The organism is Brevundimonas sp. TWP2-3-4b1, from assembly GCF_049897665.1.
Taxonomy (GTDB): domain Bacteria; phylum Pseudomonadota; class Alphaproteobacteria; order Caulobacterales; family Caulobacteraceae; genus Brevundimonas; species Brevundimonas subvibrioides_B.
Genome location: NZ_JAFCWQ010000031.1, coordinates 20,510 through 31,733, shown reverse-complemented (window position 1 = coordinate 31,733; position 11,224 = coordinate 20,510). Strand labels below are relative to the sequence as shown.

Genomic DNA, 11,224 nt, shown 5'->3' with positions numbered 1-11,224 from the left:
TGTCATCTTGCGACCCTTCCTTGCCAGTGCGGGATCCAGGTCCCGTGCAACTGTTCGGGTTTGGAAGATCACAGCCTGACCCAGGCTCACCCACGGCCTCAAAGGGCCAAGGGGCACACAGGTTCAAGGCCGCGGCGGGCGGCTGCGCGAACAGCCGCCCGCATCCGCACTCTACAATGAAAGCAAAGACACAAGGGGTCACGCCGAGCTCTGGCCGAAGAGTCTTGCAAGTCATCACTTCAGCCGCCGGCGTGACCCCTCATCCGTCAGCCTTCGGCTGCCACCTTCTCCCGCAAGGGGAGAAGGAAATCAGGTCATACCCATCAACGGATCGTCCGAATCCGCCTGCGATTTCAACGCCCGGCCCTGACGAAACGCCTTTTATCAATCACCCCTGAAAACGGGCGCACACTGTCCCGATGTCCGGGACCTCCCCAACCAGCGGCGCGACTCTGTCGACTCTGTCGAGTCTATTCTGGAGTCGCGCCCCACACGCTTCCGGACGCTTCGGACGGTGTTTTGGAGTCCGGAAACCCGTCAGACCCGCTCCACGCACATGGCCACGCCCATGCCGCCGCCGATGCAGAGCGTCGCCAGTCCCTTCTTGCCGCCCGAACGCTTCAGTTCGTACAGCAGGGTCGTCAGGATGCGCGCGCCGGACGCCCCGATCGGGTGGCCGATGGCGACGGCGCCGCCGTTGACGTTCACCTTGGCCGGGTCCAGCCCCAGCTCCTTCAGCACGCACAGGCTCTGGGCGGCGAAGGCCTCGTTCGACTCGACGCGATCCAGATCGGCGACGGTCCAGCCCGCCTTCTCCAGCGCCTTCCTCGAGGCCGGGATCGGACCCGTGCCCATGATCGCCGGATCGACGCCCGCCGAGGCCCACGAGCGGATGGTCGCCAGAGGCTCCAGCCCGCGCGCCTTCGCCTCATCGGCCGACATCAGCACCAGGGCCGCCGCGCCGTCGTTGAGGCCCGAGGCGTTGGCCGCGGTCACCGACCCTTCCTTGCTGAAGGCGGGCTTCAGCTTCTCCATGGATTCCAGGGTCGCGCCGTGACGGATGTATTCGTCCTTGTCGACGGTGACGTCGCCCTTGCGGCCGGGGATCACGACCGGAACGATCTCCTCGTCGAACTTGCCCGCCTTCTGCGCCGCCTCGGCCTTGTGCTGGCTGGCCAGGGCGAATTCATCCTGGGCGGCGCGGCTGATCTGGAACGTCTCGGCGACGTTCTCGGCCGTCTGGCCCATGTGATAGCCGTTGAAGGCGTCCCACAGCCCATCCTTGATCATGGTGTCGGTGAAGGCGAGGTCCCCCATCTTGTGGCCGGTACGCAGGTGCTGGGCGTGCGGCGCCTGGCTCATGCTCTCCTGACCGCCTGCGACGATGATCTTCGCATCGCCCAGGGCGATCTGCTGATAGCCCAGGGCCACCGCCCGCAGGCCCGAGCCACAGATCTGGTTCAGGCTCCAGGCCGGGGTTTCCTGCGGGATGCCCGCCCCCATCGAGGCCTGTCTGGCGGGCCCCTGACCGGCCGCGGCCTGCAGCACATGCCCAAGGATGACCTCGTCGACATCGGCCGGCGAAACCCCTGCCCGCTCAAGCGCCGCCTTGATCGCGATCTCGCCCAGCTTCGAAGCCGGCAGGCTGGACAGTCCGCCCAGGAAAGAACCGACCGGCGTGCGGGCGGCGGAAACGATGACGACTTCGGTGGCGGCGCTCATGAATTTATCCTTGCTGGAGTCTCAACAGGGCGACCGCCCCTTAGGCTCCTCGAAACCTTGCGTGGCGTTTCTGCCGCATCCGCGCGGTTTCGTCACGTCCGGCCTCGCCGTTCAGGCGATAGTCATGGCGGCGACCCATATTCCTCGGAACGATCGGCTCAACGCCGACTTAGGTGGGACGATGCTGACTCTTCTCAAGCGCCACGCCCGACGCATATGCACCCCGGATCAGATCGATCTGGAGGAGCACTATCAGTCGCGATCCGAACACACAGCCGATCTGGTGGTCCATGTCGTCGGCCTGACCCTGGCGGCCGTCGGCGGCATCGCCCTGGCGATCCTGTCGGCCTTCTACGCCGGCTTCGGCGCAGTCTTCGCCACGGCGATCTACGCCCTGTGCCTGATCGCCATGCTGACCTGTTCGACGATCTACAACCTGACCCGTCCCTGCGCCGCCCGGCCAGTCCTGCGCCGTCTGGACGAGGCCGCCATCTTCCTGATGATCGCGGGTTCCTACACCCCCTTCACGACCCAGAGGTTCGAGGGCTGGTGGTCCATCAGCTTTACCCTCGTTGTCTGGACCATCGCCTTCGCGGGTGTGGCGGCCAAGCTGGTCGCGCCGCGCATCTCCGACGCCTTCTGGAGCGGGGTCTATGTCCTCTTTGGCTGGCTGGCGGTGATCGCGCTGAAACCGATGATCGATACCGTCCACCCCATCGCGCTCGGCCTGCTGGTGCTTGGCGGGCTGATCTACACGGCCGGGGTCTTCTTCTTCATCTCACCCAAGCTGAAGTACCGTCGGGCCATCTGGCACGGGTTCGTGGTGGCGGGTGCGGGCGTTCACTGGGCGGCGGTCCTCGTCGGCGTCGTCCTGGCGCCCAACCTCGGCTGACACGGAACGGTCACATGCCCACTGGCGCGTTGCATCGCAGTGCGGGATAACGGGCGCACGGAGTGAGATCAGGAAAGGTTGAAGACTTTTTCGGTTCGATCTCGCGACCCAGCAAAAGACGCCAACAAGGACACTCCAGTGGCCGACAGCACGACCCAGGGCAGAAAGACCAAGGACAGCGCCAGAAACGGCGAGCCGGTGGTCATCAAGAAATACGCCAACCGCAGGCTCTACAACACCTCGACGTCGACCTACGTCACGCTCGAGGACCTCGCCAAGATGGTCCGCGAAGGCGTTGATTTCGTCGTCTTCGACGCCAAGACCAATGAGGAGCTGACGCGTCAGATCCTGACCCAGATCATCTTCGAGGAAGAGAGTCGGGGCCAGGCGCTGCTGCCCGTCCAGTTCCTGCGTCAGCTGATCGGCTTCTACGGCGGCCATATGGAAGGCGTCCTGCCCTCCTATCTTGAGATGTCGCTGGAGAATTTTTCGCGCCAGCAGGAGCAGTTCCGCGAACAGGTGACCAAGACCTTCGGCGCCACGCCGGCGGTCGGCCTGATGACCGGCGGCCTGATGGAGTCGGCGGTCAAGCAGAACATGGCCATGTTCCAGAACGCCATGAAGATGTTCCCGCCCTTCGCCTATGGCCGCACAGACGGCGAGACTCCGGCCCAGGCCGCCCCTGCGGCGCAGCCTTCGGCGAACTCCGCCATGGACGAGATGCGCCGCCAGATGGACGAGATGCGCGCCCAGATCGACCGCATCGCAGGCTCCGCCCAGGGCTCTGGCAAGCCGTGACCGAGGGCGTCCGCCCTGTCGGACCGGTCGAGGGCCGCGACCGTCGCGCGGCCCAGCGGCGCGAGGCCGAACGCCGCGCCGCCTCCTCCAGCCGCGAGCTGGTTCCGGTCGGCAAGGTCGTCGATGAGATCCCTGACCCGGCAAGCCCTGCCGCGTCGACCACGCCCGCCGACACCAGCCCTCTGGATCCGGCGGCCGCCTTCGCCGCACAGATGATGGGCCAGACCGGTCAGCGCAAAGGCCTCAAAGGGGGTCCGCCGGTGATGGATGCGGCCCGCGCCAGCTACCTCGGCGCAGAATATTCAGGCGAAAAGGACCGTCGTCCCCCCGCCGGACTGATCAAAAAGACCGAACTCTGAGCTGGCCCGAGGCTTGCAGCGAACAAGGGGACCTCTCGCCTTCGGACGCCGCCATGACCCTCGCCTTCGCCGCCAAGACCTTCGATGTGATCGTCGTCTCGCTGATCTTCGCCGCCCTGATCTAGGGCCTGACCCGGAAAAGTGTCAGGGGTTTTCCGCCAAGGTTAGGCCCCGGGGATCAAGCGCCTGCCCCGAAGTCCAGGTCCTTGCGCGCCGAGATGATGGTCACAATGAACCCGGCGAGCACGTCCAGCATGACCATGGTCACGATCAGGAAGAAGGTCGAGGTCGCGAACCCGCGCACCAGCAGGAACTCGACCAGGCAGATGACGAACAGGATCATCGACAGGGCGTGATTGACGATCGCCACCTTCTGGCTCGACGTCGACTTCAGCAGTTCGAAGAACAGAAGGATCAGCGACAGGAACAGGATCAGGTCGCCGATGCCGACATTCCAGCTCGCGCCCGAGGCCATCGGGATCGAAAACAGCGACTGGCGCAACGCTTCGTCCGCCGCCGCCAGACCGCCGCCACCCAGTCCGGACAGCACGACGATGTTGTACAGGATCACTGGAATGACCAGCAGGGGCAGTGCGATCAGCATGGTCTGTGTCTCGCGTTGGAACGGCGCAGCTTGTTAAAGACGGATACTCCCGTTCGCTCCACACCGCTACGGCTGTCGCCTCTTTGGGGCGCTATCGCTCACCACGCGGCGACTCGCTGCCTGCGCGCTAGAACTCGCTGATGGCCCCGGGCCTGCGCGACCGGCTCTTCAGCCACATCACGCCCAGAAGGTCCGAGAACGAGGCCTTCAGACGTCCCCAGTTCGTGTATTTTGACTGCCCCGTCTCGCGGTGGCGGTGGCCGATCGGCAGGTACCGGTTCTCGTAACCCTCGCGGATCACCAGCGCCGGCAGGTAGCGGTGCACGTGATCGAAATAGGGAAGCCGCAGGAAGACATCGCGGCGGAAGGCCTTCAGCCCGCAGCCCGTGTCGTCGGCGTCATCGCTCAGCAGCCGCTTCCTGATCCGGTTGGCCCAGCGCGAGGCCCACAGCTTGGCCTCGGAGTCCTGGCGCTTCTGGCGCACGCCGCCGACCAGGGCGACCTGCGGCGGGGCGGCTATCAGGGCATCGGCAAGTTTCGGCCCATCCTCGGGCGGGTTCTGGCCGTCGCCGTCGAGGGTGACCACGATCGGCGCCCGCGCGGCCAGCACGCCCGTCCGCACCGCCCGGCTCTGACCAGCATTGGTCGCGTGGGCCAGCACCCGCAGCGTCGGCAGTTCGGCCATCAGGGCCTTCAGTTCGGCAAGCGTCGTATCGCGACTGGCGTCGTCGACAAAAATGATCTCGTGCGCCCGCCCGCCGAAGGCCGCGGCGATCTCGCGCGCCAGCGGCCCGGCCGCGCCGGACTCGTTGTGGACCGGCACGACGATGGAGATCTGAGGAGTCTCGGCGCTCTGCATCCTTGCTCTCTAGACGCAAAACCCGGTTTCGCGCCACGGTCGGCGATGTCGAGCCGCTGACGCCTGCGCAATCGCCGTGTTAGGAACGATCTCATGACGCGCCCGAACCTGGATCGATATGTCGCCGGCTGGCGCGGCCCCCTGCTGGCGGCGCTCGTCGCCCTGATCGCCGGCCTGCCCAGCCTGCTGCTCCTTCCGCCGCTGGACCGCGACGAAAGCCGCTACGCACAGGCGACTTCGCAGATGCTGGAGAGCGGCGACTATGTCGACATCCGCTTCCAGGATGATCCGCGCTGGAAGAAGCCCATCGGCATCTACTGGATGCAGGCCGTGGCCGTGGGCCTGACCTCCAAGGTCGAGAACCGCGATATCGCTCCCTACCGCATCCCTTCTATCATCGGGGCGATGCTGGCCGCCTGGGCCTGCGCATGGGTCGGGACGGCATTGTTCGGCGCCAGAGCCGGCTTCCTCGGCGGAGCCATGCTGGGCGCGACCTTCCTTCTGTCGTCCGAGGCGGGGATCGCCAAGACCGACGCCATGCTGTGCGGCGCGGTGACCCTGGCCATGGCCGGCCTCGCGCGTCTCTATATGGCCTCCCGCGCCACGCCACTGGTCAAAGGCGATCCGACCCAGCGTCTGTGGAAGTTGATGCTCTGGGGCGGGTTGGGCCTGTCCATCCTGGTCAAGGGCCCCATTGGCTTGCTGGTGGTCATTCCGGCCGTCCTCATGCTGTGCCTGTGGGACCGTCAATGGGCCTGGCTGAAGCGGCTGGGCTGGGGCTGGGGCGTGCCCCTGCTCGTGCTGATCGTCGGTCCCTGGGCCATCGCGGTCACCATCACCACCGACGGCGGCTTCTGGCGCGAAGCCATCGGCAATGATCTTGGCTCGAAAGTCACCGGCGCAGCCGAAAGCCACGGCGGCTTCCCGGGCATGTACGCCCTGATCGCGCCCGTTCTGCTGTTCCCCGCCACCCTGATCCTGCCCGCCGCCCTGTCCACGGGCTGGAGCCGCCGCGCCGAGCCTGCGATCCGCTTCCTCGTCTGCTGGGTGGTGCCCTGCTGGCTGATCTTCGAGATCGCACCGACCAAGCTGCCGCACTACACCCTGCCCACCTTCGCCGCGCTGGCTCTGTTGATGGCCGCCGCCCTGACCCGACCGATCGGCAAGGTCTCGCGCTGGAGCGGCGCCGGTCTCGCGGTCTTCGGCGCCGTGGTGGTCAGCGGGATCACCGTCTACGGTCTGACCGCGTTCGGCACCTCGACGGCCCAGACCTGGGCGACGATCACCGTCGTCTGCGCTGTCATGGCCGCCCTGATCGGCGGCTTCCTGCTGCTCAATCGCGCGGCCGTCACCGGCGTGCTGATCGCCCTGGGCTTCGGCATCGTCGCCCACGGAGCGCTCGCGGGCACTCTGCGCCAGTTGCGTCCCCTGTCCATCGCTCCCCGGCTGGAGACCATGCTGGAGCAGAACGGCCTGTCGCCGCGTCAGGGCCTGACGCCCGGCCCCGTCGCCATCACCACCTTCCATGAGCCCAGCTTCGTCTTCGTCACCGGGCGCGATACCCAGTTGACCGACGCCGCCGGCGCCGCCCGCGCCCTGGCCGAGGGCCGCCCCGCCATCATCGAGGCCGGCGACGACGAGGCCTTCCGTCAGGCGACGGCCCAGACCGGCGTGCCCGGCCGCGTGGTCGGCGTGGTCACCGGTCACAACTATTCCAGCGGCGACGATGTCCGCCTGACCGTCTATGCGCCACCGGGCGCACCCACGGGTCAGGCCCCTCCCCGGTGAGCTTCCGTCCGATACAGATCATCGAGGTCGGCCCCCGCGACGGCCTCCAGAACGAGAAGGCCATTCTCGACCCGTCCGTCCGCGCCGACCTGGTTCTGCGCCTGGAGGCCGCCGGCGCCCGTCGCATCGAGGCGGTCAGCTTCGTCCATCCGAGACTGGTGCCCCAGATGGCCGGCGCGGAAGACGTCATGGCTGCCCTGTCCCCGACCCCGGGTCGCAGCCGCATCGGCCTCGTCCTCAACGGCAAGGGCTATGACCGGGCGCTCGGGACCGGCGTCGACGAGGTCAACGTCTCCCTCTCCGTCACCGACGGCTTCGGCCTGAAGAACCAGGGTCTGGCCGTGCGCGATCAGGTGGCGATGCTGTCCGACATCCTCGCCCGGCGTCACAACTCGGACGGCGCAGACACGCCCGTTCCCGCCCTCTCGGCCACCCTCAGCTGCGTCTGGGGCTGCCCCTTCGACGGCGAGGTCTCGGTCGGTCAGGTCAGCGATCTGGTCGGCGAACTCGCGGCTCTCGGCGTCGCCGAGATCGGCCTGGCCGACACCATCGGCGTCGGCGACCCGTGGAGCGTGACAAAGACGGTCGAGGCCGCCAAGGCCGTCGCGCCGGACGCCGTCCTGCGCCTGCATTTCCATGACACCCGCAATACTGGCGTCGCCAATGCCTACGCGGGGGTCGAGGCCGGCGTCGATGTCCTGGACGCCTCGGTCGGCGGCATCGGCGGCTGTCCCTTCGCCCCCGGCGCCACGGGCAATGTCGCCACCGAGGATCTCGTCTACATGCTGGAGCGCGCCGGCTATTCGACCGGCTACGACCTCGACGCCCTGATTGGGACCGCCCGCTGGATCGGCGAGAAGATCGGCCGGCCCGCCCCCAGCGCCCTCAGCCGCGCGGGCGGCTGGCCTGGGTAACCCGTCTCCTCCCCATCGCCGAGCGGCGACGGGGGGAGACATCAATCACAAGTTCAGCAGTGCCGGGTCTCCGCCCTGGGCCGAAATGTTGTTTGAGATGGCCTTTTCCGACGCATAGCGGATCAGGCTGTTAGGCCCTCCCGCCTTGGGCCCCGTGCCGGAAAGGCCCTCGCCGCCGAACGGCTGGACCCCGACCACTGCGCCGGTGACGCCTCTGTTGATGTAGACGTTGCCCGCAGGAACCAGTTCGATGACCTCTTCGGCGAAAGCCTCGATCCTTGAGTGCACGCCCAGGGTCAGACCATATCCGCGCGCCGCCAGCTTGCGGGCCACCGACTTCAGGTCTTTCGGATCATAGCGACAGACGTGCAGGATCGGGCCGAATATCTCACGCTCGAGATAGTCCGGGGTCGGAATCTCGGCGATCGTCGGGGCGAACAGGTCGCCGCGCTCCGAGCCCTCGGGCATCATGGCGCGGGCCACGATCTTCGCATCCTTGCCCAGGCGCTCGACATGAGCCTCCAGGGCCTTGCGGCTCTCGGTGTCGATCACGGGGCCGATGTCCGAAGCCGGATCGGACGGATCGCCCAGCACCTGGGCCGCCAGTGCGCCCTTCAGGCCTTCGATCAGGCTGTCGGCCGACTCCCTGGGCGCATACAGCACCCGCAGCGCCGAACACCGCTGCCCGGCCGATCCAAAGGCAGACGAGATCACGTCGTCGATGACCTGTTCGCGCAGGGCCGTCGTGTCCACGAACATACCGTTCAGCCCGCCCGTCTCGGCGATGAACGGGATGATGGCCCCCGGCCGCGCCGCGATCGAGCGGTTGATGGCGGCGGCCGTGTCCGTGCCGCCGGTGAAGGCGACGCCGTCGATCCCCGGATGCGAAACGAGCGCCGCGCCGACCGTCTCGCCTCGGCCCGGCACAAGGGCCAGCAGGTCCGGGTTCAGCCCCGCCTTGTAATAGAGCCGCACGGCCTCCGCCGCGACCAGAGGCGTCTGTTCCGCAGGCTTGGCCAGCACGGCATTGCCGGCCGCCAGGGCCGCCGCGATCTGGCCGGTGAAGATGGCGAGGGGGAAGTTCCAAGGGCTGATGCAGGCGAAGACGCCGCGTCCGTGCAGGACCAGCCGGTTGGTCTCGCCCACCGGCCCGTTCAGGATCTGCGGCCCGCCGAAATCCTTCTCGGCCAGCATGGCGTAGTAGCGGCAGAAGTCGGCGGCCTCCCGCACCTCGGCGACGCCGTCGTTCAGCGTTTTTCCGGCTTCCCGCGACAGCAGCGCCACCAGCCGGTCCATGTCGGCTTCCAGCGCATCGGCCATGGCCCGCAGCACCGGCGCCCGGCGCGATCCGCCCGAGCGATCCCAGACGATCTGCGCTTTCGCCGCGGCATCGGCCGCATTGTCGATGTCCTGCGTCGAAGCCTCCGACACATGGCCCAGCACCTGCGAGCGGTCATAGGGATTGGTCACGGCCTGGGCGTTCGTCCCGGCCATCAGCTTGCCGCCGACGATGGGGCCGGAGGTCAGCTTTTCCGCATCGACCTTCTGCAGGGCGGCGGCGTGCCGCTCGCGGTCGACCTTCTGCGAATAGTCGCGGCCGAGCGAGTTCTGGCGGTCCATGTACATGTCCTTGGGCGTGGGGATCTTGGCGTGGCGGTCAGGGTGGGCCTCGACCGAGGCGATGGGGTCGGCGGCGACTGCCGAGGCCGGCACCCGCTCGTCCAGCAGGGCGTGGACGAACGACGAGTTGGCCCCGTTCTCCAGCAGGCGACGAACCAGATAGGGCAGCAGGTCCTCGTGGCCCCCGACGGGAGCATAGGCGCGCACGGTCATCGGCCCCAAGGTCTCGGCGGCGGCGTCATAGAGGGCCTCGCCCATGCCGTGCAGGCGCTGGAACTCGATCTTGACCCCGGCCTCCCTGGCCATGTCGTGCACGGCCGCGAGCGAGTGGGCGTTGTGGGTCGCGAACTGCGAATACAGATGCGGCGCCGCGTCGATCATGGCGCGGGCGCAGACCAGATAATTCAGGTCCGTCGCTGCCTTGGTGGTGAACACCGGATAGTCGGTTCGGCCCATGACCTGGGCCCGCTTGATCTCGGTGTCCCAGTAGGCGCCCTTGACCAGCCGCACCATCAGCCGCCGCTTCGACGTCCGCGCCAGCTCGGCGATCCGTGCGATCGCCTCCGGTCCGCGCTTTTGATAGGCCTGCACGGCCAGACCCAGCCCCGACCAGCCGCCCAGTTCCGGCTCGTTCGCCAGCCGGTCCAGCAGCTTCAGCGACAGGGCCAGCCGGTCCGCCTCTTCTGCGTCCATGGTGAAGTTGATGTCGGCGCGCGCCGCGATCAGGGCCAGCCGCTTGATGCGCGGGTAGAGCTCGTCCCAGACCCGGCCTTCATGCGTCGCCTCATAGCGCGGCGACAGGGCCGACAGCTTGACCGAGACGCCGTGTCCGGCCTCCGGCCCCTGCCCCCTGGCTGTCTTGCCCACGGCGGTGATCGCGTCGGCGTAGATCTTTTCATAGCGCTCGGCGTCGGCGGCGGTGCGGGCGCCCTCGCCCAGCATGTCGAAACTGCACAGCCAGCCCTCGCGGTTCGACCGCCTCAGCGCCGCCTCGATGGTGCGCCCGACCACGAACTGCTCGCCCATGATGCGGACGGCCGCGGCCACGGCCTGACGGATAACCGGCTCGCCTAGACGCCCGGCGACGCGGGTCAGGAAGCCCGGCAGGTCGGTCTTGGCCTGTTCGTCGGCGTCGACCAGCTTGCCGGTCAGCATCAGGCCCCATGTCGAGGCGTTGACGAACAGGCTGTCGGACTGGCCGAGGTGCGACGCCCAGTCGGCCGACCCGATCTTCTCGGCGATCAGCCGGTCGCGCGTGTCCTCGTCCGGCGTGCGCAGCAGGGCTTCGGCGAGGCACATCAGGGCCAGACCCTCGCGGGTGCCCAGTGAGAATTCCTGCAGGAAGCTCTCCACCACCCCCTGCTTCTTCTGGCTCTTGCGCGCCTGCTCGACCAGGCGGACGGCCTCGTCCACGACGGCCCGGCGGGCGGCGGAGTCGAGCGGAGAGGCGGTCAGCAGCGCCCGGACAGTCGAGGGCTCGTCGGCGAACTTGCCGTGGTCGAGCGTGTCCCAGTCCTGGGAGAGGGCGACCGGTGGCGTGACGTGTGCGTTCATGGCCGCGCACATAAACCCTTCCGCGTCGGAACGGGAGGGGCCGCGACATCTCGCATTCCTCGAAACAAGAGGCTAATGCTCATCGCCCCGCCACGGTGAGAGCCGCCGCCTATC

General features: G+C 67.7%; 9 protein-coding genes. 5 read left to right on the top strand and 4 right to left on the bottom strand.

Annotated elements, in window-relative coordinates:
- Positions 1–537: 537 nt before the first annotated feature.
- Positions 538–1,722: an acetyl-CoA C-acetyltransferase gene (locus ACP7A5_RS16610; RefSeq protein ID WP_426042950.1), complete on the bottom strand. Its 1,185-nt coding sequence runs from the start codon at positions 1,720–1,722 to the stop codon at positions 538–540.
- 181 nt (positions 1,723–1,903) lie between these two features.
- On the opposite strand from ACP7A5_RS16610, the gene trhA reads away from it, so the two are divergent.
- From trhA to ACP7A5_RS16595, 3 genes are all read left to right on the top strand, one after another.
- The gene (gene trhA, locus ACP7A5_RS16605; protein WP_426042949.1) at positions 1,904–2,614 is read left to right on the top strand and encodes a PAQR family membrane homeostasis protein TrhA; all 711 of its coding nucleotides are present in this window, start codon (positions 1,904–1,906) and stop codon (positions 2,612–2,614) included.
- A 138-nt stretch (positions 2,615–2,752) separates the two neighbouring features.
- Positions 2,753–3,412: a polyhydroxyalkanoate synthesis repressor PhaR gene (phaR, locus tag ACP7A5_RS16600; RefSeq protein WP_426042948.1), complete on the top strand. Its 660-nt coding sequence runs from the start codon at positions 2,753–2,755 to the stop codon at positions 3,410–3,412.
- The gene (locus ACP7A5_RS16595; RefSeq protein WP_426042947.1) at positions 3,409–3,771 is read left to right on the top strand and encodes a hypothetical protein; all 363 of its coding nucleotides are present in this window, start codon (positions 3,409–3,411) and stop codon (positions 3,769–3,771) included. The genes phaR and ACP7A5_RS16595 overlap by 4 nt, the downstream gene beginning before the upstream one ends.
- 178 nt (positions 3,772–3,949) lie before the next feature.
- Here ACP7A5_RS16595 and ACP7A5_RS16590 read toward each other — a convergent pair whose 3' ends face one another.
- Together ACP7A5_RS16590 and ACP7A5_RS16585 are read right to left on the bottom strand one after the other, a co-directional pair.
- Positions 3,950–4,375: a hypothetical protein gene (locus ACP7A5_RS16590; protein WP_303696781.1), complete on the bottom strand. Its 426-nt coding sequence runs from the start codon at positions 4,373–4,375 to the stop codon at positions 3,950–3,952.
- A 127-nt stretch (positions 4,376–4,502) separates the two neighbouring features.
- On the bottom strand, positions 4,503–5,234 hold the full coding sequence (locus tag ACP7A5_RS16585) for a glycosyltransferase family 2 protein (RefSeq protein WP_426042946.1): 732 nt from the start codon (positions 5,232–5,234) through the stop codon (positions 4,503–4,505).
- Between the two features lie 93 nt (positions 5,235–5,327).
- On the opposite strand from ACP7A5_RS16585, the gene ACP7A5_RS16580 reads away from it, so the two are divergent.
- The gene (locus ACP7A5_RS16580; protein ID WP_426042945.1) at positions 5,328–7,022 is read left to right on the top strand and encodes an ArnT family glycosyltransferase; all 1,695 of its coding nucleotides are present in this window, start codon (positions 5,328–5,330) and stop codon (positions 7,020–7,022) included.
- A complete protein-coding gene (locus tag ACP7A5_RS16575; protein ID WP_426042944.1) occupies positions 7,019–7,936 on the top strand; it encodes a hydroxymethylglutaryl-CoA lyase in 918 nt (305 codons plus the stop codon). Before ACP7A5_RS16580 ends, ACP7A5_RS16575 begins: the two co-directional genes overlap by 4 nt.
- Positions 7,937–7,981: 45 nt before the next feature.
- On the opposite strand, the gene putA is transcribed toward ACP7A5_RS16575, so the two are convergent.
- Positions 7,982–11,110, bottom strand: coding sequence for a bifunctional proline dehydrogenase/L-glutamate gamma-semialdehyde dehydrogenase PutA (putA, locus tag ACP7A5_RS16570; protein WP_426042943.1), 3,129 nt, complete (start codon positions 11,108–11,110; stop codon positions 7,982–7,984).
- Between the last annotated feature and the right edge of the window lie 114 nt (positions 11,111–11,224).

Excerpts from the sequence above, each read along its gene's own strand:
- putA (WP_426042943.1), bottom strand. The coding sequence starts at position 11,110 with ATGAACGCACACGTCACGCCACCGGTCGCCCTCTCCCAGGACTGGGAC.
- ACP7A5_RS16590 (WP_303696781.1), bottom strand. The coding sequence starts at position 4,375 with ATGCTGATCGCACTGCCCCTGCTGGTCATTCCAGTGATCCTGTACAAC.
- ACP7A5_RS16610 (WP_426042950.1), bottom strand. The coding sequence starts at position 1,722 with ATGAGCGCCGCCACCGAAGTCGTCATCGTTTCCGCCGCCCGCACGCCG.
- trhA (WP_426042949.1), top strand. The coding sequence starts at position 1,904 with ATGCTGACTCTTCTCAAGCGCCACGCCCGACGCATATGCACCCCGGAT.
- ACP7A5_RS16580 (WP_426042945.1), top strand. The coding sequence starts at position 5,328 with ATGACGCGCCCGAACCTGGATCGATATGTCGCCGGCTGGCGCGGCCCC.
- ACP7A5_RS16585 (WP_426042946.1), bottom strand. The coding sequence starts at position 5,234 with ATGCAGAGCGCCGAGACTCCTCAGATCTCCATCGTCGTGCCGGTCCAC.